This window comes from Xanthomonas vesicatoria ATCC 35937, assembly GCF_001908725.1.
Lineage (GTDB): Bacteria > Pseudomonadota > Gammaproteobacteria > Xanthomonadales > Xanthomonadaceae > Xanthomonas > Xanthomonas vesicatoria.
The window spans coordinates 1,471,882-1,498,188 of the sequence record NZ_CP018725.1; the positions used below are offsets into that span (position 1 = coordinate 1,471,882).

The 26,307-nt window shown below is 63.2% G+C and carries 18 protein-coding genes, 1 tRNA gene and 1 pseudogene; 11 read left to right on the forward strand and 9 right to left on the reverse strand.

Going from position 1 to position 26,307, the window contains the following annotated elements; genetic code table 11:
* The first annotated feature begins 28 nt into the window (after positions 1-28).
* The 4 genes from BJD12_RS06420 (at position 29) to BJD12_RS06435 (ending at position 6,787) form a co-directional block, all read left to right on the forward strand.
* On the forward strand, positions 29-541 hold the full coding sequence (locus BJD12_RS06420) for a hypothetical protein (protein ID WP_005988674.1): 513 nt from the start codon (positions 29-31) through the stop codon (positions 539-541).
* 477 nt (positions 542-1,018) lie between these two features.
* Positions 1,019-2,509, forward strand: coding sequence for a PhoPQ-activated pathogenicity-related family protein (locus tag BJD12_RS06425; RefSeq protein ID WP_005988676.1), 1,491 nt, complete (start codon positions 1,019-1,021; stop codon positions 2,507-2,509).
* Positions 2,510-3,019: 510 nt separating this feature from the next.
* Entirely contained in the window at positions 3,020-4,051 is a 1,032-nt protein-coding gene (locus tag BJD12_RS06430) for a glucokinase family protein (protein ID WP_042827623.1), read from the forward strand.
* A gap of 99 nt (positions 4,052-4,150) precedes the next feature.
* Entirely contained in the window at positions 4,151-6,787 is a 2,637-nt protein-coding gene (locus BJD12_RS06435) for a TonB-dependent receptor (RefSeq protein ID WP_005988680.1), read from the forward strand.
* Between the two features lie 274 nt (positions 6,788-7,061).
* Here BJD12_RS06435 and hrpA read toward each other — a convergent pair whose 3' ends face one another.
* Positions 7,062-11,177 carry an ATP-dependent RNA helicase HrpA gene (hrpA, locus tag BJD12_RS06440; RefSeq protein WP_005988682.1) on the reverse strand — a complete coding sequence of 1,372 codons (4,116 nt, stop codon included), beginning with the start codon at positions 11,175-11,177 and terminating at the stop codon, positions 7,062-7,064.
* Between the two features lie 105 nt (positions 11,178-11,282).
* Between hrpA and BJD12_RS06445 the strand changes: the two genes are divergently transcribed.
* The 4 genes from BJD12_RS06445 (at position 11,283) to BJD12_RS06460 (ending at position 14,962) form a co-directional block, all read left to right on the forward strand.
* On the forward strand, positions 11,283-11,831 hold the full coding sequence (locus tag BJD12_RS06445; RefSeq protein ID WP_005988683.1) for a Dps family protein: 549 nt from the start codon (positions 11,283-11,285) through the stop codon (positions 11,829-11,831).
* Between the two features lie 226 nt (positions 11,832-12,057).
* Complete coding sequence (recQ, locus tag BJD12_RS06450) at positions 12,058-13,860, forward strand: DNA helicase RecQ (protein WP_005988688.1); 1,803 nt, start codon at positions 12,058-12,060, stop codon at positions 13,858-13,860.
* 136 nt (positions 13,861-13,996) lie between these two features.
* Complete coding sequence (locus tag BJD12_RS06455) at positions 13,997-14,479, forward strand: hypothetical protein (protein ID WP_005988690.1); 483 nt, start codon at positions 13,997-13,999, stop codon at positions 14,477-14,479.
* Positions 14,480-14,557: 78 nt separating this feature from the next.
* On the forward strand, positions 14,558-14,962 hold the full coding sequence (locus BJD12_RS06460; RefSeq protein ID WP_005988692.1) for a response regulator: 405 nt from the start codon (positions 14,558-14,560) through the stop codon (positions 14,960-14,962).
* A gap of 1,596 nt (positions 14,963-16,558) precedes the next feature.
* Here BJD12_RS06460 and BJD12_RS06470 read toward each other — a convergent pair.
* Positions 16,559-17,269 (reverse strand): rRNA pseudouridine synthase, encoded by a 711-nt coding sequence (locus tag BJD12_RS06470; RefSeq protein WP_005988696.1) that lies wholly within the window; start codon positions 17,267-17,269, stop codon positions 16,559-16,561.
* A 219-nt stretch (positions 17,270-17,488) separates the two neighbouring features.
* On the opposite strand from BJD12_RS06470, the gene BJD12_RS06475 reads away from it, so the two are divergent.
* Positions 17,489-17,695 (forward strand): hypothetical protein, encoded by a 207-nt coding sequence (locus BJD12_RS06475; RefSeq protein WP_039423461.1) that lies wholly within the window; start codon positions 17,489-17,491, stop codon positions 17,693-17,695.
* 631 nt (positions 17,696-18,326) lie between these two features.
* A complete protein-coding gene (locus BJD12_RS06480) occupies positions 18,327-20,495 on the forward strand; it encodes a methyl-accepting chemotaxis protein (protein WP_005988700.1) in 2,169 nt (722 codons plus the stop codon).
* Positions 20,496-20,714: 219 nt separating this feature from the next.
* Here the strand turns inward: BJD12_RS06480 and BJD12_RS06485 are convergent, their stop codons facing one another.
* Positions 20,715-21,032, reverse strand: a complete 318-nt coding sequence (locus tag BJD12_RS06485) for a response regulator (RefSeq protein WP_050812839.1) — start codon at positions 21,030-21,032, stop codon at positions 20,715-20,717.
* 38 nt (positions 21,033-21,070) lie between these two features.
* Positions 21,071-22,077: pseudogene (locus BJD12_RS06490) on the reverse strand (sensor histidine kinase).
* A gap of 576 nt (positions 22,078-22,653) precedes the next feature.
* Here BJD12_RS06490 and BJD12_RS06495 point away from each other — a divergent pair.
* Complete coding sequence (locus BJD12_RS06495; protein WP_005988707.1) at positions 22,654-22,839, forward strand: hypothetical protein; 186 nt, start codon at positions 22,654-22,656, stop codon at positions 22,837-22,839.
* 333 nt (positions 22,840-23,172) lie between these two features.
* Here the strand turns inward: BJD12_RS06495 and BJD12_RS06500 are convergent.
* From BJD12_RS06500 to pal, 5 genes are all read right to left on the reverse strand, one after another.
* Positions 23,173-23,248, reverse strand: a tRNA-Lys gene (locus BJD12_RS06500).
* Between the two features lie 47 nt (positions 23,249-23,295).
* Positions 23,296-23,970, reverse strand: coding sequence for a 7-cyano-7-deazaguanine synthase QueC (gene queC / locus BJD12_RS06505; protein WP_039423452.1), 675 nt, complete (start codon positions 23,968-23,970; stop codon positions 23,296-23,298).
* 254 nt (positions 23,971-24,224) lie between these two features.
* Positions 24,225-24,908, reverse strand: a complete 684-nt coding sequence (queE, locus tag BJD12_RS06510; protein ID WP_005988709.1) for a 7-carboxy-7-deazaguanine synthase QueE — start codon at positions 24,906-24,908, stop codon at positions 24,225-24,227.
* 44 nt (positions 24,909-24,952) lie between these two features.
* Positions 24,953-25,771, reverse strand: a complete 819-nt coding sequence (gene ybgF, locus BJD12_RS06515) for a tol-pal system protein YbgF (protein ID WP_058564025.1) — start codon at positions 25,769-25,771, stop codon at positions 24,953-24,955.
* Positions 25,772-25,777: 6 nt separating this feature from the next.
* On the reverse strand, positions 25,778-26,296 hold the full coding sequence (gene pal / locus BJD12_RS06520) for a peptidoglycan-associated lipoprotein Pal (protein ID WP_039423449.1): 519 nt from the start codon (positions 26,294-26,296) through the stop codon (positions 25,778-25,780).
* Positions 26,297-26,307 lie beyond the last annotated feature (11 nt).

Consider the following 26,307-nt stretch of genomic DNA (forward strand, 5'->3'; position numbering starts at 1 on the left):
GCCACCTCTTTCCTGTCGGATGGCTTCCATGTCGCTCGTGCGCCGCATTCCCCTGCTGGTCTGCCTGTCTCTTGCATTGACTGCCACCCCGGCCCTGGCGCAACGCGCAGTCCACGGCGATCTGCAGTCGCAGATGAGCGCCGAACAGTTCAAGGCTGCCGGCCTGGACAAACTCGACGCCAGTGAACTGGCCGCGCTCAACGACTGGCTGCAGGGCAAGGTGGCCAAGGAAGCCGCGGTCGTGGTCGAACAGGCAAAGGAAGCCGGCCGCCAGGAAATCATCGTCAAGAACCGTGGCTTCTTCGACTTCGGCACCAAGGAGCCGATCGAAAGCAGCATCGTCGGCGAATTCAAGGGCTTCTCCAAAGGCCGCGTCTATATGCTGGCCAATGGTCAGGAATGGGAACAGACCGACGCAGCCAGCCTCTCCGGCGTGCGCAAGGATACGCCCAAGGTCAAGATCAAGCCCGGCCTGGTCGGCGTGTGGTATCTGCAGATCGAGGGCTACAACACGCCAGCCAAGGTACGGCGGATCAAGTAAGCCCCGCCAACAAAAAGACTGCGCTCGCCGTCGGGCGGGCGTGGCCGATGCCAAGTCGGCATGGGCTAGTTGTATGCGTTCGGTGTAGAGCATGCAGTCAATGCCCACCTGACGACTGCTCGCTGCGTTTTTTAGCCCTTCCATGTTTTCGCCCGTACAAGCAGTGCCGACTGCGGGAATCTGCCGCCGAAGCGGGGGAACCCTAGCGCCCTTGTCCAAGCGCGCGGATAGGCGATGAGGTCTTGCCCACATACCCCATCGCATGCAAACGCGATTCTGCGACACGCTAGCGAGTCAACAGAACACCCTTCATTCGCAGAGACGTCGACTTCGTTTGGCCGGCGCACAGCGTGGGCACTGCAACCAATGCATGCGCTGTACGTGCCAGACTTGCCACCGACGACCGGCCGATGCGTGCGTCCGCATGGGCCAGGCACTTGATCGCGCTGCCCCCAGCGCCGCTTACGGAGAACGCCGATGCGCCTGATGACACGTTGCGGAATTGCCCTGCTGGCCTTGATCGCAGGGCCGGCACTGGCGTCCACCGCTGCCGAACGCTGCGCCACGGCGCCAGAGGTCGGGTTCGATCAGGCCCTGGTCTGCTATCGCGATGCGGTGGAGCAGCAGCCACCGGTCTACACGCGAGGCGCCACCAGCCGCATCGCCGGGGTCGAGCGGCGCGAGTATCTGCTGACGTCGCAGTCATGGTCGCCTGAAGGACTGGTCACCCCGGCTACCTGGCAGCATGACGTGGCGATGTATGTGCCCGCCGATGCGCTGCCGACACGCGCGTTGCTGATCTCCACCAACGGCACGCGTCACCCGGTTGCCGGCAGCGCGGCGCAGCCGGCCAGCGAGTTGCCGCCCGAAGCGCTGGCAGCGCTGGCGCAAAGCAGCCGCACCGTGGTCATCGCGTTGAGCGACATCCCCAATCAGGCGTTGCAGTATCGTGGCGATGCCGCCCCGCGCCGCGAGGACGACAGTGTCGCCTACAGCTGGTCGCTGTTCCTGCAATCGCCGCAGCAGCGCAAGATCATGCCACTGCATGTCCCGATGGCGGCGGCGATCGCGCGCACCATGAGTCTGGCCGAGCGCGAACTTGCACCGCTGCAGATCCATCGCTTCATTCTCGCCGGTGCGTCCAAACGCGGCTGGGCCAGCTGGCACGCCACCATCGCCGACCCACGCGTGGACGCCGTGGTGCCGTTCGTGATCGACATCCTCAATATGCCGGCCGTGCTGGACCACATGTATCGGGCCTACGGCGGCAACTGGCCGATTGCATTCAACGCCTATGCCAAGCAGGGAATTACCGCGCAATTGCAGACCCCGGCGTTCGCGCAACTGGTGCAACTACAGGATCCGCTGAGTTATCGGCGCACGCCTTATCGCAAGCGCCTGATGGTACCCAAGTACATCGTCAACGCCAGTGGCGATGATTTTTTCCTGCCGGACAACACGCGGTTTTTCTATGACGCGTTGCCTGGCAGCAAGGCCTTGCGCATGGTGCCCAACAGCGCACACAACGGCATCCGCACATCGGTTGTCGATGCGCTGGTGCCGTTTATTACGCGGCTGCAGCAACAGCGCTCGCTACCAAAAGTGAGCGACACCTTGCGCGAAGGCGATGCGCCGCAGATCCACTTCCGCTCGTCGGAACGTCCAACGCAATTGCGGCTGTGGGCGGCCACCAACCCGCAAGCGCGCGACTTCCGCTACGCCTGCGGCATCCGCTATCAGGCCACACCGGTTGCGCTTGTACGCGGCGACAGCGTCTCGGTGCCAGTGCAGACTCCGGACATCGGTTGGAGCGCCTATTTCGTCGAAGCCACCTATGCGGATGGATTCGTCGCCACCAGCCAGACGTACGTGCTAGGCAAGCAGCAATATCCATCCAAAGCGCCGCCCACTGACAATGCCGCCTGCAGCACATTGCCTGGCATGGCGAGTAGCGCTGCGACGCGTTGAAGGGTGATTGCCGTTGCAGTGAGTGCGAGCAACGCGTCGCTTGGCTCGCCGTCGGTCATCTTCTAAGGGCAGGCTTGATCAGTAACGGCAGTGAGGCTGGGTGACGTTGGGCATGCCAACGGCTTTACGGGCAACTGTTCGCTGATCAATCGCCGCTTCGGCCCGCGTGCGGCGCGCATGGTGGCCAAGCGGGTACCCGACGGTGCGTCTTGAAACCGAATTGGGCAGGTCTCCGGGGACTCGTCGTCACAGTCACCGCGGGCATGCGCACCAGCTGAGCCCGCTGCGGCGTCTCATTTGTGCCAACCGCAGACGCGCCCAGTGCGCGGTCTTGTCCACTTTGCGCAACGAAGTCCGCACAGAAGACCTCTACAGCCCGAATTTAGCACTCGAGCCTGCCACCAAGATCGATCCAACCCGACTGAACCATTGATATCGTTGTCACAAACTCCTAAACAGGCCGTCACACGCTGACGGCATCTGCCGATCAGACGGACCAAAGGACTGCATGTGGCTGCGACCTCGCGTTCTGCTCACGCTTCTGCCCTGCCCGCTGTTCCCGTGGCGACCGGCTTTATCGCTGCCGATGTCGGCGGCACGCATGTGCGTCTTGGGCATGTGCTGCGAACAGACAACGCCATCGAACTGACGCATTACCGCACATATCGCTGCGGCGAGTACGCAGGCCTGGACGCCATCCTGGCCGACTTCCTGCCGCAGGCGCGCCCTGTCGAGACGGTCGTTATCGCCAGTGCCGGCGTTGCGCTGGACGATGGCAGCTTCATCAGCAACAACCTGCCATGGAGCATCTCGCCTGGCCGCCTGCGTGCCGCGTTGGAACTGCGCAATGTGCATCTGGTCAACGACTTCGAAGCCGTCGCCTGCGCGGCGCCGCAGATGGAAGCGCGTGCGGTGCTGCAGCTGAGCGGCCCCACACCGCGGCATGCGCGCAGCACCGGGCCGATTCTGGTGGTCGGCCCCGGTACCGGATTGGGTGCTGCGGTGTGGATCGATGCCAGGCCGCGCCCGATCGTGCTGGCGACCGAAGCAGGCCAGGTGGCATTGGCCAGCACGCATGCGCACGAACAGCAGTTGCTGCATATCCTGCTGCGCAACCGGCACTATCTGCCGCTTGAATACGTATTGTCCGGACCGGGACTATTGCGGCTGTATGCGGCGGTGTGTGCCCTGCACGGTTCGCCGCAACGCCACCAGCAGCCTGCGGCAATCACGCAAGCGGCATTGCATGACGACGACGTGCTGGCGCGCGAAACGCTGCAGGTGTTCTGCGCCCTGCTCGGCCAGGCGGTCGGCGACATGGCGCTGGCCTACGGCGCTGCCGGCGGCATCTATCTGGCCGGCGGCATCCTGCCGACGATCGGGCACTTTCTGGCGTCCAGCGCATTCGGCACGCGCTTTTTAGACAAGGGCAACATGCGCGGGGTGCTCGAACGCATCCCGGTCAAATTGGTCGAGCACGGACAGCTGGGCGTGCTCGGTGCGGCCAATTGGTATCTGCAACACCACGCTGACGTGTCGTAAACGTTCCACCGCGCGTTTCCCGAACGTGCGGTTGCTAGCCCCCGCATCCGGCGAGCCAAGGCCCGCCATTCATCCCTGTGCGTGATGAGGAGAGACATCATGAAATACAGCACCAAACTGCTGTGCAGTGCGATTGCGTTATCGTTGGCAATGACCGCGCAAGCCCAGGACAGCACCGGCCAGCAAACCACCGAGCTGGATGCCGTCCAGGTGGTCGGCATCCGTGCCAGCCTGGAAAAATCGCTGGATACCAAACGCAATAACACCGGCATTTCCGAAGCGATCACCGCCGAGGACATCGGCAAATTCCCCAGCACTAACGTGGCCGAAGCGCTGTCGCAGATTCCCGGCGTCACCCTGGATCGTCGCTTCGGTCAGGGCGAGCGCGTCAGCATCGACGGCACCGACCCCAGCTTGAATCTGTCGTTTCTGGATGGCCACCCGGTGGCGCAGGCAATCTGGTTGTATGGCGAGCAACCCAGCCGCGGATTCGATTACACCTTGCTGGCGCCGCAGATTCTGGGCCGTGCGGAGATCCTCAAATCCTCCGAAGCGCGGCTGACCGAAGGCAGCCTTGGCGGCACGGTACTGATGCACACGCGCCAGCCGCTGGATCTGAAAGCCAACGAGATCGCCGGCTCCATCGGCTACAGCTACAGCGATCAAGCCAGCCAGGGCAAACCCAATGCGGCGCTGCTGTATAGCTGGAAAAACCCGGCAGACACCTTCGGCATTGTCGTTTCCGCGCAGCATTATGAAGAACGTGTTGATCGCCGCGGGATGGAAGTGTTCGGCTATGCGGCTGCCAGCACGTTCGCCAATGCATCGGGCACGGTGCCGGGCGACGCAGATGTACCCAATTCGATCAATGCCGCCTGGTTCCAGCAGGACCGCGAACGCGACAGCGCGGTGGTCAACCTGCAACTCAAGCCCAGCGATGCGCTGGAATTCAATTTGAGCGGCTTGTACATCAACGAGAATTTCGACAACTACAACCAGTCGATGTACAGCTTTTTGACCTGGAACGCCGGCACGGTGGCCGCGGTGGACCAACTCGGCGATGTGCGCAATGGCGTAGTGACCAGCGGCCATTCCAGCGCCAATGCCGATCCGCTTGGCGGCACCGTGATCTACGACAACAATGTGCGCGAATCGGAAGTCACCACCAAGGGCCTGGACCTGCGCGGCGCATTCCGCGGTGATGGCTGGGGCGTGAAGGGACAGGTGGGCCAGAGCAAATCCGAAAACAAGGATCTGTCGCAATATTTCATCGAGCCGTTCTACAACGGCGGCTTCCGTTGGGACACACGCCGCGGCATCCAGTTCGACGACCCCGCCGGTGCACGCAACCCAGCCAACTGGGGCTCGGCCGGCGGCTGGTTCGGCAACAACGGCATTTTCTCCACTGACAGCAAAGACACCTACGGGCAACTGGATCTGGATCTGCAGTTCGATGGCGTGTTCAACCAACTGCTCCTGGGCGTGCGTCACGGTAAGCATGAGGAACGTTTCGAGCTCAACGTCTATGGCGGAGTGACCCCGGGCACGCTGGCGGACGTCGGCACGATCAGCTTGACCGACCTGCAGGATTTTTATCCCGACCACGGCCAGCATGTGCAGGCCGGGCGCAGCAATGTGCTGAACTGGATCCGTAGCAGCCCGGTCGATTACAACGCGCCGGATGCAGCCAGCTATCTCAACAACAGCTGGGCGCTGGAGCAGACCAATAACGCCGCCTATGCGCAGTTGAATTTCTCCGGCGGCGGCCTGCGCGGCAACCTCGGTGTGCGCTACGTCGACTCCAAGACCGAAGGCAGCGGCTTTGTCTACAGCGGCACACCGTCGTTGGCCAATGCAGACAGCCTGTGGCAGACGCGCACCCGCAAGGAGGACTTTCTGCTGCCGTCGCTGACCTTGTCTTACGACACCAGCGAGGACTGGGTGTTCCGCTTTGCCGCGGCCAAGGTGATCGCCTGGGCGCCTTACAACCAGATGGTCAACAACACCTTCCTCAACGACACCACGCTGACCGGCAGCGGCGGCAATGCCGAGCTGTCGCCGTACGAATCGTGGAATTTCAATCTCTCGGCCGAGTACTACTTCGCGCAGCAATCGGTGGTGGCCTGGTCAGTGTTCTACAAGAAGATCGACAACTACATCGACACCAGCGCCAGCGTGGAGCGTCAGTACAATGCGCTGCGCGACACCGCACCACAGAGCTGGGCGCAACTGCTCGGCAGCAATGGCTGCACCGCCGACGGCTACTGCGACTACAGCGTGCAACGGCCGCGCAATGCCGGCGACGGCAAGGTCAAGGGCTTCAACATCTCCTTCCAGCAGCCCTTCGGCGACAGCGGCTTTGGCCTCACCGCCAACTACACCTATGCCAACGGCGAAAACAACACTGGCGATGCGTTGCCGTACCAGTCACGAAACAGCGTGGCCTTCAGCCCGTACTACGAAAAAGGCCCGCTCAACGCACGGCTGACCTACAACTGGCGCGATAGCTATCTTGCCGGCGGCTATGTGGCGGGTGCGGCGCCGGCCAGCGTGGACGACTACGCCGAACTGGGCGCCAGCATCGGCTATGCCTTCAGCCCGAACTGGTCGCTGCAGATCGACGGGCAGAACCTGCTGGATGAAGAGTATCTGCAATATCTCGGCGACAAAGACCATCTGGCTGGCCGCTACCGGAGCGGGCGGCGCTATATGGCGAGCCTGCACGTGAAGTTCTGATGCTGGCGTCTTTGTGGGTGCGGCCACTGTCACGTGGCCGCACTCGCGACTACAGTGGGACCCCCGTATCGGCCAGTACTGCTTGGCAATGCGTCGGCGAACGCCACGCATCGCCCGGCTACGCCACATGATCTACATGCCGCGTCTGGGGCTGCTGGCGAGCGACAGTGCCATTGCGGCGGCCAAGCGCCTAGCCCATCGCTCGCTACGCACGTGCGAACCGACCCTACTGCAGCGGGCTGCAAGCAGCCCGCACGCAATCGGCCAACCACGCTCAGCCGCGCAATGCCGCCACCCGTTGCGACAATTTCTTCGCCGACACGCCGGACCTGGCACCGAGCTCCTGCGCGAACACCGACACCCGTAACTCTTCCAGATCCCAGCGCAGCGCCTGCCAGTCGGCACGGTGTTGCAAACCACGCGCGGCCGCATCGTCCAGCGCATCCACAAACGGCTTGAGCTCGAGCATGCGCGACTGATCGCGGGCCGGGTCGCGCTTAGCACGCTCGGTCCGCAAGATCATCGCCTTGAGATAGCGCGGATAATTGGCCAGCGCCTCGGCCGGCGTGTCGCGCAGGAAGCCGGCATGCACCAATGCGCGCAGCTGCCGCTCCATGTCGTCAAGATTGCCGCGTGCCCAGCCCATCAATGGCGCTTCCAGTAATGGCTTGAGCTCGGCGACCGCGCCCAGGATGCTTTCAGCAAGTTTCAGGCGCTCCATCGCTTCGCCGAACAGGCGCTTGGTCGCATCGTCGCGGCGTTGCGCAAACGTGCCCGCGTCGCGGATCGCGCCCAGTCCATCAGCCAGCACCGCATTGAGCGCGGCATCGACCAGATCGCCGCGCAGGCGCTCCTGCGATTCGATCGCCGCATACAGCAGGCCGGTCTTGGGCGAGACCGGCAATTGCTTACGCGCGTGTTTGATCTTGTCGGCCAACGCGATTTCCAGCAGGCGACGCACACCGCGTGGATGCGCCTGCGCGGCATCGTTGCGGTCGGCAAAAATGCGCAAAGCCGCATCGTCGCCCTGATCCACCAATGCCGGGTACGCCGGCACGCCGGCTTCGCCTGCAACCTGTTCGGGAATCGGCGTAGCGGGGAAATCGCGCAGGCCTTCCGCAGCCAGTGCACGCCCGGCACGCGCGGCAAACGCCTGCCCGGCGCGTTCGCCGAAACGTACTCGCAGGCCGTCCAGATCGCGCGATTCGGCCAGCACCTTGCCGTCGTCGTCGCGCAGACGCAGGTTCATCAGCAGATGCGTGTCCAGCGCTTCTTCGTCGAACTCCAGCGCCGCCACCTGCACACCGGTGGCCTTGGACAGAAAGCGCGCCAGCTCGCCACGGATATCGTCGGCCGACGGCAGGCTGTAAGCCTCGTAGAACGCACGCCCGAAATCCGGCGCCGGCACAAAATTGCGCCGCTGCACCTTGGGCAGGCTGCGGATCAGCGCCGATGCCTTGTCGGCGACAAAACCGGGCGCCAGCCACGACAGCCGCGCCGGGTCCAGCGCATTGAGCAGATGCAGCGGCACGTCAAGGGTGACGCCGTCATCGATGGCACCCGGCTCGAAGCGGTACTGCAACGGCAAGCGCGCATCGCCCAGCGGAAAATACTTCGGGAAACGATCGGCCTCGCTGCCTTCGCCGGGCAGCAGGTCGTTCAAGGTCCAGTGCAGGCTGCGGCGCTTGTCCGGCGGCAAGGTCTTCCACCACGCATCCAGCCCGCTGGCCGAATGCAGCTCGGCCGGGATGCGGTCCAGATACCAGCGCGCCTGCCAGTCCTCGTCGGCGACGATGCCGGCACGACGCAGCTTGGCCTCTTCCTCGCGCGCCTGTTCCAACACCTTGAGGTTATCGGCCACGAACGCGGCCCGCGTATTGATCTCGCCCGTCACCAGGCCTTGCCGCACGAACAGATCATGCGCTGCGGCTGGATCGATCTTGCCGAAATGCACCGGCTTCTTCGGCGCCAGCACCAGCCCGAACAGGCTGATCTGCTCCGAGGCCACCACCTGGCCCTGCGCGCGCGACCAGTGCGGGTCGAAATGCTTGCGTGCCAGCAGATGCCCCAGCTCGGCGATGGCCCACTCCGGCTCGATCGCGGCGTTGGTCATGCCCCACACTTTTTGCGTGTCCAGCAGGGTGGCCGCAAGCATCCACGGCGGTGGCTTGCGCGCCAGTGCCGAACCCGGAAACGGCACGAACCGCCGCTGCCGCGCCGCGAGAAAGTCGCCCTTTTCGGTGCGATGGCCGATCTGCGTGGGCAGCCCGGCCAACAACGCGCGATGCAGCGCCTGATACGCGGCAGCGCGTTCGCGCTCGCTCGCACGCGCCGACACATCCGCCGGCTCGGCCTGTGTGTTCGACACGGCAGCAGCCGATTGCGCGGGTGGCGCAGTCGGATCTGGCTTGCCTTCGCGCGCCAGCCGCGCAGCGCGATGCAGCTGCCCGCGCGTCGGCCGGTTGGCATTGTGTCCATCGGCGCGCGCTGGCGCGCTGGCGCCCGCCAGCAGCGGCGCCAGCATCACGTTGGCCGGCTCTTCACTCCAGCCGAGTTCCTCGCACAACAGGCGCAACTGCCGATGCAGCTCGCGCCACTCGCGCATGCGCAAGAAGCCCAGGAAATGCCGGTTGCACCAGTCGCGCAACTTGGACTGAGTAAGGTCTTCGTGCACCTGCCGGTACGCCTCCCACAGCCGCAGGATGCCAACGAACTCCGAGCGTGCATCGGCAAACAGCGCATGCGCGTTGTCGGCCGCCTCGCGCGCTTCGGGCGGGCGCTCGCGTGGGTCCTGGATGCCCAGGAACGCAGCGATGACGATCATCTCGCGTAGGCAGCCGTGCTGCTGCGCGGCCACCAGCATACGTGCCAGCTTGACGTCCACCGGCAGGCGCGCCATCTGGCGGCCCGTTGCGGTCAGGCGGCGCTCGCCATCGATCGCTCCCAGCTCGAGCAGCTGCTGCCAACCATCGGCCACCGCGCGTTCGTCCGGCGCTTCCAGAAACGGGAAGTCTTCGATCCGCCCCAGACCGAGTTGCAGCATGCGCAGGATCACGCCCGACAACGACGCGCGCCGGATTTCCGGGTCGGTAAATGCAGGGCGGGCGGCAAAGTCCGCTTCGGCATACAGGCGGTAGCAGATGCCCTCGGCAATGCGCCCGCAGCGGCCCATGCGCTGGTTGGCGCTGGCCTGCGAGATCGGCTCGATGTGCAGGCGGTCCAGTTTCTGCCGCGGGCTGTAGCGCTTGACCCGCGCGAAGCCCGGGTCCACCACATAGCGGATGCGCGGCACCGTCAACGAGGTTTCGGCCACGTTGGTCGCCAGCACCAGGCGCCGGCGCGGGCCGGGATTGAACACGCGGTCCTGGTCGGCCGCCGACAGCCGCGCATACAGCGGCACCACTTCGGTTTCGCGGTATTTGCGCCGTTCCAGCGAATGGTGCGCATCGCGGATCTCGCGCTCGCCCGGCAGGAACATCAGCACATCGCCGCGCGGATCGATACGGGTGATCTCGTCGATCGCCGCCACGATGGCATCGTTGACGCTACGCTCGCCGTCGCGGCCGGCCTCCTGCGCATCGTCGGCGCCGCTTTCGCCTTCGAGCGGGCGATAGCGCACTTCGACCGGAAAGGTCCGGCCTTCCACATTGATGACCGGCGCGTTGTCGAAATGCTGCGCAAAGCGCTCGGTATCGATGGTCGCCGAGGTCACGATCAACTTGAGATCGGAGCGCTTTTTCAGCAGCTGCTTGAGGTAGCCGAGCAGGAAGTCGATGTTGAGGCTGCGCTCGTGCGCCTCGTCCACGATGATGGTGTCGTAGGCCGACAACCAGCGGTCGCTGGCGATCTCGGCCAGCAGGATGCCGTCGGTCATGAACTTGATGCGCGACTGCTCGCTCACCCGGTCGGTGAAACGCACCTGGAAGCCCACCATGGTGCCCAACGGCGTCTTCAGCTCGTCGGCCACGCGCGCGGCCACCGCACGAGCGGCGATCCGGCGCGGCTGGGTGCAGCCGATCATGCCCGCGGCGCCGCGCCCGGCGGCCAGGCACAGCTTGGGCAGCTGGGTGGTCTTGCCGGAGCCGGTTTCGCCGGCGATGACCACCACCTGATGGTCGCGGATCAACCCGATGATGCGCTCGGCGTCGCGTGCGATCGGTAGCTGGGTGTCCAACGTGATTGCCGGCTGCTGCTCGGCACGCGTCTGCCGCTGGGCCTGCGATGTCGCCAACGCCTGTTCGAACGCCTCGCGCAGCTGCGGGTTGCCGGGTTTGCCCTGCCAGCGCGACCATAGGCCAAGCAAACGGCCCCGATCGCGGCTCAGTGCGCCATCCACGGCATTGCGGCGCTCACGCAGCAGCGTGGCAAGGTCGGTGTCGATAGCGCTCATTGATGGAGAAATGTGAAAGATTGAATGACGTTTGATCCTTTAGCCTGTCTATTGTGACGCCATATCTGTTCCCTCAGACATCCACTTCCTCAGAAGGGCCATTCCATGTCCAAGAAAAAGAACGCCAACAAGCCCGTCGTCATCAACGATGCCCTGCCGGTCGCTGCCGCGTCGGCGCCGCATATCGATATCGGGATCAAGGACGCCGATCGCAAGCAGATCTCCGACGGTCTGGCCCGCTACATGGCTGACGCCTTCACCTTGTATCTGAAGACCCACAACTTCCATTGGAACGTCACCGGGTCGATGTTCAATTCGCTGCATACCATGTTCGAAACCCAGTACACCGAGCAGTGGGCCGCGCTGGACGAAGTGGCCGAGCGCATCCGCGCTCTGGGCTACAACGCACCCGGCTCGTACCGCGAGTTCGTCGCCCTGACCTCGATCCCGGAAGAGCCGGGCCTGAGCGACAGCGCCGACTGGCGCGAAATGGTGCGTCAGCTGGTCAGCGGCAATGAGGCCGTGTGCCGCACCGCCCGCAAGGTGCTGGGCACCGCCGACGACGCCGGCGACGACCCGACCGTGGACCTGCTGACCCAGCGCCTGCAGACCCACGAAAAGTACGCCTGGATGCTGCGCTCCCTGCTGCAGTAAGCCCTCGGGCTTCGCCGTTTCGGGTTTGAGCCCCTCTCCCGCCGGGAGAGGGGTTGGGGTGATGGTACGGGGCGACGCCTCGCGCAACGCACACGTGATTTCTCGCACTACCTTAGGCACCGCTGATCCACCGCCCATCTGGATCACGGCAATCCCTGATGCATCATTGCGCACGAGCGCCCAGCAGCTCCCGACCAGGACTTGACCCGCACGGTATCCTAGGCGGATGTCCTCCCCCGCCCACGAACTGCTCAGCCGCGTCTTCGGTTACGACGACTTCCGCGGCCCACAGCAAGCCATTGTCGAACACGTCGCTGCCGGCAACGACGCCCTGGTGCTGATGCCCACCGGCGGCGGCAAATCGCTGTGCTACCAGGTGCCAGCGCTATTGCGCGATGGCATCGGCATCGTGGTCTCGCCGTTGATCGCACTGATGCAGGATCAGGTCGAAGCCCTGCGCCAGCTTGGCGTGCGCGCCGAATTCCTCAATTCCACGCTGGATGCTGAGAACGCGCAGCGCGTCGAACGCGCCCTGCTATCGGGCGACCTGGATCTGCTCTACGTCGCGCCGGAGCGGCTGCTGACCCAGCGCTTCCTGTCGTTGCTGGAACGCAGCCGCATTGCGCTGTTCGCCATCGACGAAGCGCATTGCGTCTCGCAGTGGGGCCACGACTTCCGCCCCGAATACCGCCAGCTCACCGTACTGCACGAGCGCTGGCCGCACATCCCGCGCATGGCCTTGACCGCCACCGCCGACCCACCCACCCAGCGCGAGATTGCCGAGCGCCTGGATCTGGTGGATGCACGCCACTTCGTCAGCTCGTTCGACCGCCCCAACATTCGCTACACCGTGGTGCAGAAGGACAACGCGCGCAAGCAGCTGCAGGAGTTCCTCACCCGTTATCGCGGCTCGGCCGGCATCGTCTATGCGATGTCACGGCGCAAGGTCGAAGAAACTGCCCAGCAGCTGTGCGCGCAAGGCTTCCATGCCCTGCCCTATCACGCCGGCCTGCCGGCTGAGGTGCGCGCGGAAAACCAGCGTCGCTTCCTGCGCGAGGACGGCATCATCATGGCTGCCACCATTGCCTTCGGCATGGGCATCGACAAGCCGGACGTACGCTTTGTCGCCCATGTGGACCTGCCCAAATCGCTGGAAGGCTACTACCAGGAAACCGGCCGCGCCGGCCGCGATGGCGACCCCGCCGAAGCCTGGCTCTGCTACGGCCTGGGCGATGTGGTGCTGCTCAAGCAGATGATCGAACAAGGCGAGGCGGCCGAAGAGCGCAAGCGCCTGGAACGCGCCAAGCTCGATCACCTGCTCGGCTATTGCGAATCCATGCAATGCCGCCGCCAGGTGCTGCTGGCTGGCTTCGGCGAGACCTATCCGAAGCCCTGCGGCAACTGCGACAACTGCCTGACCCCGGCCGCGGCCTGGGATGCCACAGTGGCCTCGCAAAAGGCTTTGAGCTGCGTTTATCGCAGCGGCCAGCGCTTCGGCGTGGGTCATCTCATCGATATCCTGCGCGGTAGCGAGAACGAGCGCATCAAACAGCTCGGTCACGATCAGCTGAGCACCTACGGCATCGGCCGCGATCTGGACGAACGCACCTGGCGGGGGGTTTTCCGGCAACTGGTTGCGGCCAGCCTGCTTGAAGTGGATAGCGAAGGCCACGGCGGCCTGCGTCTGACCGATGCCAGCCGCCAGGTCCTCAAGGGCGAGCGCCAGGTGATGATGCGCCGCGAAAACCCGGCAGCCGGGCGCGAGCGGGATCGTGGCGCACAGCGCACCGGCCTGCCTGTGCAGCCACAGGACCTGGTGTTGTTCAACGCCTTGCGCGGCCTGCGCGCGGAGCTGGCCAAGGAACAGAACGTGCCGGCGTTCGTGATCTTCCATGACAGCACGTTGCGCAATATCGCAGAGCAACGGCCGACCAGCATCGATGAGTTGTCGCGCGTGGGCGGTATTGGCGGCGGCAAACTGGCCCGCTATGGCGCGCAGCTGATCGAAATCGTGCGTGAGCAGGGCTGATGCAACAGCGCGTGCCAGCGCGATGCCTACCGCGACACAACCATCGGCTGGAATCGACAGCGCGCATTCAATCAGCCGTTGCTAGTTTCACAGGGCGAACTGGCACGCGCTGCCAGTCCCTCTTAGAGTCGAACCGATGAAACGCAGCCTGCTTCTCCTGGCCACTCTATTTTCCGCCGGTGGCGCGCTCGCCCAGACCGGCGATGTCAGCGCCGAGGCGGCCAGCGCGCGCGCGCTGGATCTGAGCGTCCCGCAAGCGCCACTGCAGTACCGCTCGGACCCCGAATACAGCACCGACCCGCCGGGTACGTTTTACGGCGACAAGAGTGGCCCCCGTCCGGCCCTTGCTCGTCCGAGCGCCGCTTCGATTGCGGCCGAACGCGCCGAGCAATGCCAGGGCAAACTGCATGGCGCGGTCGAGACCGGCATGGGCTATTCCAACCGGGGCGGCAACAGCAACTGGCAGGCGGTCAATTTGAACTCCTGCAAGACCTATTACGATGACGATGGCAAGGCGCATCAGATCGGCGTCAGCATCAGCGTCGGGCGCGGCGAAGGCCCGGTTTTCGGCCCGCGCTACGCACCTGGCGGCTATGGCCCGGGCCCGTTCGGCTGGTAACCATACGGCTGCGTCTGCGTTGACGGGGGGTTCACTGCCGCATCGCTGAGAATGTGGTCTGCCTTACGAGACGTACTCATGTCACAGAACAGGGAACGGCCAGTTGTATTCGTCGTCGAAGACGGCGACGGCACCAGACAACTCAGCTGTCTTGTCCTGGAAAGTTACGGCTTTACCTGCCGCAGCGCAGGATCGGTTGAAGAAGCACTTGCCCTGATCGAAAGCGACCCGCGCGTGGATGTGCTGTTTTCCGATATCCACTTCCCCGGTGGTCTGACCGGCGTGGACCTTGCGTTGAAGACCACGCATGCACCGTACAACCTGCCCGTGCTGCTGACCTCCGGTTTGGCAGTCGAATACGTGGAAGAGATCCTGCCTGACGGTGTGGCCTTCCTGGAAAAGCCCTACACGCCCGAACAACTGCTTACTGCAATCCGCAGCGTCATGGCGAAGCATCGCGTGGCCGCAACCCCAGGCGTGTAACGCGGATGGCCGTACCTGCAGGGCGGCTCACGATCCCGGTATGAAATGCCAGCCGTCGCACGATGCCGCGGCAATGGGGATCGATCAAGCACAGCTCCACCGAGGCGGCGTAATGCCCGCCTGGTGCTGATGTGTTTTATGTCAGGGGACAGCATGAGACAGCTAGCCACCGCAGCCATTGCCATGGCTGCGGTGAGTAACTGTCCAATGGTGTTGAACGACGCGACCCAGCCAGTCCAGTCAATACCAACACTGCAAGGTCGAGCGAATCTTCGATAGCACGCGCACCACGTCTCAGCAGCGGGTTGAATAGCGGCCCGGTTTGGGCAAGCGCTACCCGCTTCAGTACGAGCCCAAGAGTGGCAGCACAGTGCAAATCGACTGTGCCGGCGTCGGTTGCACATCGAACATTGAGTGATTCCGTCGACTGCGCTTGCAAACGGCGCAGTCGAGGCAGCATGGCTGTCGGGACCAGCCCGACACCCTGTCAGCGCACCCCCGATTTACGTGATGAAAGTCTCACTTAAACTGCAGCCACCGGACGCAAGGCCTGTTGGGCCGCTCGACTTGCGGGGCGCTGAGCACGCCCGTGCCGGGACACTGCCGGCGTTCAACTCCATCGCGTGGTGCTGGTGCGCCGGGACGATGATTTGGTCAGATCACCGCAACGCGATGAACGCGCTCGTTTGGGTGTGATCTGATTGCCTGCGTGCGTTTTCTGCCTGCCAGAGCAAGTACACCAACTGTTGGACACTGCCTTTATTGGATCTGGCGGACTTCATCTGGTGAGGCGAGAGATATCGCGGCGGCAGTCGACGCAGCTAGCGACCGTTACCGGCCTGCTTGTCAGTCCAGCCAGTCTCCGCAGCCAGCTGGTCCCAGCGAGCAAAGGGATGATGCAGGGCATGTCCTGCATCGCATGCGTTGCGTTGGTTGATCTCACTGGCCGCACTACCGCAGCAGTTGCCACATCGGTCGGACGCTCATTGAGGTAACAGCGCAGCCCGCACGCACGCATCGTGTGTGTCGTATTCGCCCCACCGGTGCAAAGCAAGCGGCTTCTACTGCATCCATGCTCACGAGTCGCATGACAGTGCGACTGGCCTTCAAGCGAGGCAAAGCACCTCGACGCGCGAATGCAGGCGATTTCACGCCATCAAGCAGGCCGCTCGCTAGGCTAACGTCAGTGCAGTGCTTCGCTGCAACGACTTTCAGGAGCTTCTCATGGGCGATAACTCGTTTCTGTCACCGGCATTCGCCATCTTGGTCATCGGGATCATCGCCGTGGTGTTCTGGCTGGTGACACGCGCCAAGAAAAAGCGCAACAAGAAGTAAGCGAACCGGGCAACCGCCAAGCACGTGAAATGCGTCACGCGCGCCTGCTTGCGGCGCAGCCGGTCAGGCCTCGGTCGATTTGCGTCGGCCCTTGCCTGATACAAGATTCATGATTTCAAGTTGCGACATGGCAGAGCTTCGGAACGAGCATCCAGCCTGGAAGCACCCTCGCGTTTCCAAGCGCCCGACTTGGCCGATATCGCCGCTACATGCGGCAGCGCTGCCAGCAAGAGCTTCGCGCTTACGCAGCGAGACGCATCCTTAGAAGCGCTCGCCCGCCGGCAGATAACGCCACTGGCCGATGGCCAGCTTGCCCAGCGACACGCGACCCACGCGCAGCCTGCGGAGGCTGACCACGTCCAGCCCCACTTCACCGCACATGTAACGCAACTGGCCCGGCTGCACATGCTTGATTGCAAAGCGCAGCCGTTCTTCGTTCTGCCAGCTGACCTTGCACGGCGGCAGACTGCGCTGCTGATACACAAGACCATGCGCCAGACGCGCCATGCCATACGGGCGCAGCTCGCCGCGCACTTCTACCAGAAATTCCTGCTCGATCGAGCTGGCATCGGCTGTCAGCCTGCGCAGTACCCGGCCGTCCTGGCTCAACACCAGCAGGCCGCTGGCATCGTCTTCCAGCGGCAGCGGCGCATTAAGACGCAGAAAATGCCGCTTGAGCACGCGCAACTCGGCGTTGTCCAGCTCGCTCCGGCTTGCCGGTTTGGCCAGTGCCACTGCAGCGGCGGCGGTCATCCCCGCCGGCTTGTGCAACAACAAGGTTGCCGGTTCGGCCGGTTCCAGCACCGCGTCCGCTGCAAGCTCCACTTGCGCGGCGGTTGCCAGGGCCTGCGGTTCTTCGACAACCACCCCGTTCACGCTGACCCAGCCACCCTCAATGTATTGCTGCGCCTCCCCACGCGAACAGCCGAACTGCGCGGCCACGCATTTATCGAGACGGATGGGATCGGACATCAGGCAGGCTCAGCATCAGGGCACGGCAGTGTACGGGCTGGCTCGCTATGTGCGCGAGGCTAGCGCGATTGCAGGCGCGTGCGCCTACGCCGACGTGGGTTGAGCCACTTGGCGGACGAAGTGCGCCGCTTTGCTCACGCGCTCCGCGGCACGCCTGCAATCCATGCTTCTGCCCTGCACCACAAAGTGGGAAACTCGGCACTCACACAGGAGCTCCAGATGTTCATCAAGTTTGGCACCACCCGGGTCCGCCTCAACCATATCTCCGTCATCAGCGATCCATTCAACGCCGGCGAAAGCTTCGGCTCTTATTGCCATTCCGTGCGGGTCGGCCTGCTCTCCGGCGAAGAAGTGTTCGCGCGTTTCAACAGCGAGTCGGGTGCACAGCAGCTGCACGCTGACGTGCTGGCTGCGCTGGAGGGCTGATGCCGCTCCGTGGCGCTGCGCCCCCAGGCAGCTGAAGTTCTGCTCTTGCACCAGGCCGCAGCGAACGTTTTCGTACTGCTTGCTGAGTGACGTGCCCCGTGCCCTGCACCACAGGGCAAGGGCGCAACACGCATCTGGCGGCATCGCGGCAACGGTGCTGACGCTTGAGCGATTGCGTACAAGGGCAGCGCCAAGACTGGGCGACGTGCTGTCCAGCACCATGCCCCGGAATGCGCACTCCAGCACGAGAGCGTTCTGTCGGTGACACACTCGATCCAGCACGCATCAGTAGCGCGCCTGACGAGCAGGTCATGCAATCAGTGCCGATGCGGATTTCTGCACATATCGCTATACGGCATGCGTACCGCAGGCTCGATCCCCCTCTGGACGCCGCCTGCTCAATACACACGCCAAAAGCTCACCAAGCCGCACATTGCCTGCCTGAAAACCTCAAGCGGTCGGGCGCTGATGGACACCTGTCGGGGAATCTCTTCCGCGCAATGAATCCGTTTTAAATATTACAAAATGCGGAGCTTTAGCCTACGCATCTCCAGCCGCTAGCTGGGCAAGACGCTTGAGTGGACGCACCCCGCTTCCACCGGCGCTTCAGCTGTAATCACTGGATGCGGTTATGAACGACTATCTGCAACGCCTCAATGTCGGCCGTCGCTTGGGCATGGCTTTCGGCATCTTGATTCTATTGTCGGGCCTGCTTGTGGCGACCGGACTGATCACGATGTCCAACGCGCGTTACGAACTCGATACCATCGTCAACAGCAACATGGAGCGGATCCGGCTCTCGACGGACATGCTCGACGCCAACACCAATGTGGCAATCGGGCTGCGCGACATCGTGATGGTGTCCGGCGATGCCGCCAACCGCCGCGCAATGCGCATGATCGAAGACAACCGCGGCCGTTACACCCAGTCCCATGACGCATTGGCCGCCATGCCCAGCAGCAGTCTGGAAAAAACCGCCCTCAGGCTGGTCGAAGAAAAGCGCGACGTCTCGGTCAAGTTCAACAACCAGATCCTGCAGTACGGCCTGCACGATCAGAACCAGGAAGCGCAGGCGCTGTTGCAAGGTGCTGCCGCCACTGCGATGAATGAGCAGCAGGCCGCCATCCGCGACAACGCCGCCCTGGAGCGCCGCCTCAGCAAAGAGGCCTATGCCGTCGCGGTGGCCTCCATGCATCGCGGCAAGGTGATATTGGCAACCGGCGGAATTGCGGCGCTGGTGATCAGCACCTTGCTGGCGTGGTTGATCACGCGCAGCCTGACCAAACCATTGAGTCAGGCCACGCGCACTGCCGAAGCCATCGCCGCCGGCAATCTGCACAACGATGTGCACACCACCGCCAACGATGAAACCGGCCGTCTGCTGCAGGCCATGGACAAGATGCAGCTGCAGCTGCGCAACCTGATTGCTGCACAAACCGACATGGCCAGGCATCACGACGCCGGCACGATCAGCTTCCGCATTGATGCCTCGGCATTTCCTGGCGACTATGGCCGCATGGCCAATGACACCAACCTGCTGGTGGCCTCGCACGTTGCGGTACAGACCGATCTGGCACGCATCATGGGCCGCTATGCCGTGGGCGAGCTGTCTGAAGACATGCAGCCATTGCCCGGCGAAAAGGCGGTATTCAGCGACACCATGTCGCAGGTCAAGCTCAACCTGTCGGCGATGAATCACCAGATCAAGCATCTGGCGCACTCGGCTGCCAATGGCGATTTCAGCGCGCGCGGCGACGTAGAGCGCTTTCAGTTCGACTTCCGCATCATGGTCGAAAGCCTCAATCACCTGATGTCCACCGCAGACGGCAACCTGCAGTCGTTGTCCTCGTTGCTGCAGTCCATCGCTGCCGGGAATCTCACCGCGCGCATGAGTGGCGACTTCCGCGGCGTGTTCGCGCAGATGCGTGACGATGCCAATGCCACCGCCAGTCAGTTGGCGCAGATCGTCGGCAACATTCAGCAATCGGCAGTATCGATCAACGCCGCTGCCAGCGAGATCGCGGCCGGCAATCAGGATCTGTCGCAACGTACCGAGCAACAGGCGGCCAATCTCGAAGAGACCGCAGCGTCGATGGAAGAGCTAACCTCCACCGTCAAACAGAATGCCGAGGGTGCACGCCAGGCCAATCAACTGGCGATCGGGGCCGCGCGCGTTGCCGCGCAAGGTGGCGAGGTTGTCGGCAAGGTCGTCGAGACCATGAGCGGTATCGAAGCCTCCTCCAAGAAGATCGCCGACATCATCAGCGTCATCGATGGCATCGCGTTCCAGACCAACATCCTGGCCCTGAATGCTGCGGTGGAAGCCGCACGTGCCGGCGAGCAAGGCCGTGGCTTTGCAGTGGTCGCCTCCGAAGTGCGGACGCTCGCGCAGCGCTCATCCGGTGCGGCCAAACAGATCAAGGATCTCATCGACGACTCAGTGCAGCGCGTGGCCGATGGTTCGGCGTTGGTGCGCAGCGCCGGCAAGACCATGGACGACGTGGTCGCAAGCGTGCAACGCGTCACCGACATCATGGGCGAGATTTCAGCGGCATCGCAGGAGCAATCCGCCGGCATCGAACAGGTCAATCAGACCATCACCCATATGGACGAAACCACACAGCAAAATGCAGCGCTGGTGGAAGAAGCCACGGCCGCGGCGCGCTCGATGGAGGAGCAGGCTGTGCAGCTTACCGATGCGGTGGCCATTTTCAGAATCGATGCCGGCGCCGCGCAACACGCAGGTACATGCTCGGCAGCACCGGTCGCGCATCTGCTAAGCAAGATCCGCAGCGCATAGCAGGCGCCGCCTGGGGAGTTGCGGCACCGCGGCCTAGCGCCGCCGCTCCGAACTGAAAGGACCTTGCCGATCGCAAGACGTCGGCTTGGTCATCCACAGCCTGGAAGGCTCATGCGTGCGATTCGGCGTTATCGCGAAGGGCTGCAGCGCAGATTGCTGGAATTGCTGGATTGGAATAACTGTCGCCTTCAGGCCTGGCCTGGCCTGGCGGCAGCATGGTCACTCGACCTTCGTTTCTCTTTCCAGCACCGACAACGCCTCTTTCAGATCTCGAAACTGGAAGGGTTTCTGTAAGCCATGCCGATGCCGGAACTTCTCTGGAATGCCGCCTTGCGCATAACCGGTCACGAAGATATAGGGCACCCCGCGCGTATCGAGTTCTTCTGCAATCGGAAAGGACAGTACGCCACCCAGGTTGACGTCCAGCACGGCCAGATCGAGGTTTCCCTGCTGTACCACCTCAAGCGCGGTATCGACATCGCCCACTGTCGCGGCGACTTCGTATCCCAACTCCGTCAGGCAGTCTTCCAGCAGCATGGCCACCAACGACTCGTCCTCGACCAACAGCACGCGCGTCACAGCCGCACCTCCGCCAGCTCAACCGGCAGCGGAATCGACACCCGAAACCGCACGCCTGTCGGCGCGAAAGAAAGCTCTACATCGCCTTTGAGATCGTGCTTCAAACCGCGTTCCAACATGCGCGACCCAAAACCCTTGCGTGTGGGCGGCTGCACTGCCGGGCCACCCGCCTCCTGCCAGGTCAGCTCAAGTACCTGTTGGTCGTCTCGCGTTTGGCGTTCCCAGGCAATCTGTACAGACCCTTCGGACGACGAAAGCGCACCATATTTAACGGCATTGGTGCACAGTTCGTGCAACGCCATCGACAGCGCCAATGCACGTCGCGGATCGAGCCGGCAGGATTCCCCCAGCAACGTAAAGCGCTGAGTGTCGCGCGATGCGTACAGGGCGGCCGCATCGCGGGTCAGCTCCAGAATATCTGCGCTGATCCAATTCTCACGGGTCACGTATCGTGCGCTCGCGACAGCGCGAGCAAGCGCGCATCGATCTTTTCCTGCGCATCGCCAAGGCTGTCGGCATTATTGAAGGACTGACGTGCCAGCGACTGCACCATCACCAAGGAATTCTTGACCCGATGGTTGAGCTCGTTGATCAATAACTGCAAATGCTGTTCGTGCTGCTTGTGTTCGGTGATATCTCGCGTGGCACCGGCGATTGCCTCGACCTCGCCGTTCGGCCCGAACACCGGCGTAAAGATGTAATCGTAGATGCGCAGCCCTTTGACCGTATGCGGGAACGGCACCTCACCGCGAATCGGCTGACGCGTGGCGATGACGCGCTCGATCTCCTCATCATGCATCGCCGCATGCCAGGGCTCGTAGCCAAGCTCCAAGCAGGTCTTGCCACACGCTTCTTCCCAACGCATGCCCCACATCGTCAACAGCGCCTGATTGGCGTAGACGAAGCGATGCTGGATGTCGAATACGTATAGAAGGTCCGGCGTGGCCTGTAGCAAAGCCTCGTAAATCCGCGACTTTGCGGCGTCTTCCTGATACTCGGCCATTCCCGTCATGGTCCTAAGGCTGGACCGCACAATAAAGCGACTGCCGTGAACGGGCGATCATGCCGCCATCAGCATCTGGGCTGGCCACACTGGCAACTCGTCCACCTGGCTTATTCCTGGCGAATTAGACACAGACCTCGACGATCGCGAAAGCGACCCGGTCAACGCGTACGCCGGCGCGGCTGAGTCAGAGATCACACGCACCGACAGTGGCGCGAGACCGGCACCTTGCCTTCATCCCGCAACCCAGGTCCGCGAAATACACGGCGGATCAGCGCTTGGGCGCCCGGCAGCGGCCTCGGCCTCGGACGTGATTGCGCTCAGGCGCTGAACGCTGGAATAACCCATTGGATTCGCAAACCTACGGTCACCTCGCCGTCTTATGCACGCCGTAGCCTCCCGCCGACAGTGACCAATCCCCTCCTTTTTATCACTCGAATCGGCCATACCATGCCTTCGCTCTTGCGCAAAAACTTCGTTCCCACGGCAATACTGGCGCTTGGAATCATCCTTTCCTCCAGCTTGGCCACAACTGCAGCCGCAACATCGCTGCACGTCATCTCCCGCACAGATCAGATGACATCGTTCACCCACACCGGGCCGAGCAGGACCGAGGTGTTCAATCAGCAATGGGCCGACGGTGCCGCGCAATGCCGCGACGCGTTTCCGCAAACCACCTCGGTGCAGCTGGGCCAGGTCAACACCCGCGCGATCAACGCAAAGACCTTCAAGGTCACCGGCAAGTGGATCTGCAGGGGCTGACGACCGCGGCGAGTCAGGTCGCGTAAGTGCGGGCGTAGGCGCCCGACACGCAATCGGCCTGCCCTGCTGCACACCGGCCAGACACTGTTCGCTCGGAACGCCGCAACTGCCGCACCTGTAGCGTCATGTCCAATCCGGGCACTGTGGGGGAGCAGTCCAACGCCTCACGCGCATGCGGCGCACTCAGGAGTGGCTTGCCTCAATTCAGAACGGACAGCGCCGCCAGCGCCGTGTCCAGCGATGGTAGGGAAAAAGCACGACACGTCCGCGCTGAAGTGCGGTGCGGATGCGAGATTGCGAAGCGGGATTTTTGGCTGAAAGCCTTGATATAGATGGTGGGCCGTGATGGATTCGAACCATCGACCAAAAGATTAAAAGTCTTCTGCTCTACCGACTGAGCTAACGGCCCACTGACCCGACTATGCGTCGGGGTGCGCATTCTACCCTACACAAGCGTCAAGACGAAATCGCGTAATGCGTGGGGTCCTGAACGCCAGCATCGGCGAAGCCGGCGGCGCGCAGCCGGCAAGCGTCGCAGTGGCCGCAGGCACGTCCATCCACATCGGCGCGATAACAGGACACAGTGAGGCCGAAATCCACGCCCAGGCGAACGCCCTCGCGCACGATGTCAGCCTTGCTGAGGAATTGCAGCGGTGCGTGCACGCGCAGACCGGCGCCTTCCACGCCAGCCTTGGTGGCCAGATTGGCCAGCACTTCGAAGGCGCGCACGAACTCGGGGCGGCAGTCCGGATAGCCGGAGTAGTCGACTGCATTGACGCCGCAGAACAGGTCGTTAGCCCCGACCACCTCGGCCCAGCCGAGCGCCAGCGACAGCATGATGGTGTTGCGAGCCGGCACATAGGTGACCGGGATGCCGTCGCCGCCGGCGTCCGGCACCTCGATGTCGTCGGTGAGCGCCGAGCCGCCGATGCTGCGTAGATCCACGTCGACCACCTTGTGCGCAGCGACGCCCTGGGCTGCCGCAACCCGCGCGGCCGCATCTAGCTCGGAGGTGTGACGTTGACCGTAGCGCACGCTCAGCGCGTACACGGCAAAGCCCTGCTCCTGCGCGAGCGCAATGACGGCGGCGGAGTCCATACCTCCGGACAACAGAACGACAGCTTTTTTCATTTCAGACGGCATCGACAACGGAAGACGCAAAGGCTAGCAGGGTCGGCGCCTGGCCGCGACGACGAGCGGTCTGTTCGATATGTTCATCAGCCGACGCGACATGACGCAAGCACTGGAGACTGCTCGGCAGCCGAAGTCGGACTGCAGGCACGCATTGGTCAACTGTGTGACTGGCGATGGCAAACTGCGCCTCGCAAAGTTCCAGCGCCACGCCCACGCCATCCTGCCGGCTGTGCAGAATCTGCTGAGCGCCGTCAGCGGCCCGGTTCGTCGTCCCAAAGAATCTTGTGCAGCTGCATCTGGAAGCGCACCGGCAGACGGTCGGACACGATCCAGTCGGCGAGCTGTCGCGGAGGCACTTCGCCTTTGCTGGGCGAAAACCACACCGTGCACCGACGCTCCAGTGCATGCGCCGCGACGATCCCGCGCGACCATTCGTAATCGGCGCGACTGCAGATCACGAACTTGATCTGGTCGCGTGCGGTCAGCAATGCCAGGTTGTCCCAGCGGTTGCGCTGCTCTTCCCCGGAAGCGGGCGTCTTGATGTCGACTACACGCGAGACGCGTGTATCGACCTCGGAGACATCCAATGCGCCGGAGGTTTCCAGCGACACGTCGAAGCCTGCATCGCAGAGCTTCTGCAGCAGTACCAAGCAACGCTTTTGCGCCAGCGGTTCACCGCCGGTCACGCAGACATGTCGCACGCCATGGCTGGCGACTTCGGCCACGATTGCGTCGATGTCATGCCACTGTCCGCCATGAAATGCGTAGGCGGTATCGCAATAATTGCAGCGCAACGGGCAGCCGGTCAGTCGCACGAACACGGTTGGCCAGCCAGCAGCTTCGGCTTCGCCCTGCAAGGACAGGAAGATTTCGGTGATCTTCAATCGCGGCAGAGGCGACTGGACGATCTCGCTGGGGACGGCGGCGGCGTTCATAGGCAAAGTATGCGCCGTGCCGAGAGGCACCGACGCGGCGCGGCTCAGCGCAGTTGCTGGCCGAGACGGATGGACTGCAGACGTTCCTGGGCGACACGTGCTGCGTCTGAACCCGGATACTGAGAAACAACCTGCTGCAAGGTTTGCTGGGCTTCGTTGTTCTTGCCTTCGCCGTACTGCGACAGGCCGAGTTTCAACAGACCGCCAGCGGCCTTGTCATGCGTGGGATAGCGGCTGACGAGATCGCGGAACTGCGCCTCGGCCAGCTGAAAATTGCGGGTGGCGTAATAACTCTCACCCAGCCAATACAGCGCGTTGGGGGTATAGACACCATTGGGATAGAGCTCGAGAAAGCTCAGAAACAGCTGCGACGCATCGTCGTATTTGCCGTTTTTCAATGCATCGAACGCCACGTTATAAGCAGTGCGCTCGTCGTTGCTGACAGCCAGGGTCCCTGCATCGCCATGGACGGACGGCGGCTTCTCGGAAGTGGCCGCCGTTGCAGGCCGCGCGGCCGGAGCCGGGGCTGGGGTGACGCTGCCGGTCGCTGAAGGCAGCGGAGGCGTTGCGCCACCTGCACCTTCCAGCCGGTTCAGACGTCCGTCCAGGTCCAGATACTGGTCCTTGGACTGTTGCTTGAGTTGCTCGTTGTCGTGCTGCAGCTGTTCAACGGTCGCACGCAAGCCCTGCAGGTCCGAACGCGCCTGCTGCAGCTGATTGAGGAGATCGTTATTGGCCTGACTGTTGGCCTGCTGCTGCTCGAGCATCGCCACACGATCAGCGAGACTGGCTCGCTGGGCGTATGCCGGCGCGGCGACCACAAGGGCCGCCGCGACGAACAGAGATGTCACTCGAAAGCGCATCGTTTCTTACTGAGCCGTGTACACGATTTCGACGCGGCGGTTCTGCGACCAGCAGCTTTCGCTGGTTTCGGTGCAGACCGGACGCTCTTCACCGTAGCTGACGACGGTCAGCTGGCTGGCCGAACCACCGGCAGCCTGCAGCGACGACGACACTGCATTGCCGCGGCGCTCGCCCAGGCCCATGTTGTACTCGCGCGAACCGCGCTCGTCAGCATTGCCCTGCAGGGTGATGCGCGAAGACGGACGATCGCGCAGGTACTTGGCGTGGCACGCCATGATGGCCTGGAATTCCGGCTTCAGGGAGTCCTGATCCAGGTCGAAGTAGACAACGCGCTGGCGCAGGCAAGCATCGGTATCCAGGTCGCCCGGGCCGTACAGGCCAGAGGTGGCCGGGCCGGTGGGAACGGAGGAACCGGCGGTGGTATCGGTTGCAGGAGGCGGAGTTTCCTTCACCTTCTTCGAGCAACCAGCCAGCACGGCAACGGACAACAGGGAGACAAGCAAGACGCGGGTGGACTTGTTCATGGGATACCTAT

Excerpts from the sequence above, each read along its gene's own strand:
- queE (WP_005988709.1), bottom strand. The coding sequence starts at position 24,908 with ATGAACGCCGCCGCCGTCCCCAGCGAGATCGTCCAGTCGCCTCTGCCG.
- ybgF (WP_058564025.1), bottom strand. The coding sequence starts at position 25,771 with ATGCGCTTTCGAGTGACATCTCTGTTCGTCGCGGCGGCCCTTGTGGTC.
- queC (WP_039423452.1), bottom strand. The coding sequence starts at position 23,970 with ATGAAAAAAGCTGTCGTTCTGTTGTCCGGAGGTATGGACTCCGCCGCC.
- BJD12_RS06485 (WP_050812839.1), bottom strand. The coding sequence starts at position 21,032 with ATGCTGCTGGAAGACTGCCTGACGGAGTTGGGATACGAAGTCGCCGCG.
- pal (WP_039423449.1), bottom strand. The coding sequence starts at position 26,296 with ATGAACAAGTCCACCCGCGTCTTGCTTGTCTCCCTGTTGTCCGTTGCC.
- BJD12_RS06435 (WP_005988680.1), top strand. The coding sequence starts at position 4,151 with ATGAAATACAGCACCAAACTGCTGTGCAGTGCGATTGCGTTATCGTTG.
- BJD12_RS06425 (WP_005988676.1), top strand. The coding sequence starts at position 1,019 with ATGCGCCTGATGACACGTTGCGGAATTGCCCTGCTGGCCTTGATCGCA.
- BJD12_RS06420 (WP_005988674.1), top strand. The coding sequence starts at position 29 with ATGTCGCTCGTGCGCCGCATTCCCCTGCTGGTCTGCCTGTCTCTTGCA.
- recQ (WP_005988688.1), top strand. The coding sequence starts at position 12,058 with ATGTCCTCCCCCGCCCACGAACTGCTCAGCCGCGTCTTCGGTTACGAC.
- BJD12_RS06460 (WP_005988692.1), top strand. The coding sequence starts at position 14,558 with ATGTCACAGAACAGGGAACGGCCAGTTGTATTCGTCGTCGAAGACGGC.
- BJD12_RS06495 (WP_005988707.1), top strand. The coding sequence starts at position 22,654 with ATGACATCGTTCACCCACACCGGGCCGAGCAGGACCGAGGTGTTCAAT.
- BJD12_RS06455 (WP_005988690.1), top strand. The coding sequence starts at position 13,997 with ATGAAACGCAGCCTGCTTCTCCTGGCCACTCTATTTTCCGCCGGTGGC.
- BJD12_RS06445 (WP_005988683.1), top strand. The coding sequence starts at position 11,283 with ATGTCCAAGAAAAAGAACGCCAACAAGCCCGTCGTCATCAACGATGCC.
- hrpA (WP_005988682.1), bottom strand. The coding sequence starts at position 11,177 with ATGAGCGCTATCGACACCGACCTTGCCACGCTGCTGCGTGAGCGCCGC.
- BJD12_RS06480 (WP_005988700.1), top strand. The coding sequence starts at position 18,327 with ATGAACGACTATCTGCAACGCCTCAATGTCGGCCGTCGCTTGGGCATG.
- BJD12_RS06470 (WP_005988696.1), bottom strand. The coding sequence starts at position 17,269 with ATGTCCGATCCCATCCGTCTCGATAAATGCGTGGCCGCGCAGTTCGGC.
- BJD12_RS06475 (WP_039423461.1), top strand. The coding sequence starts at position 17,489 with ATGTTCATCAAGTTTGGCACCACCCGGGTCCGCCTCAACCATATCTCC.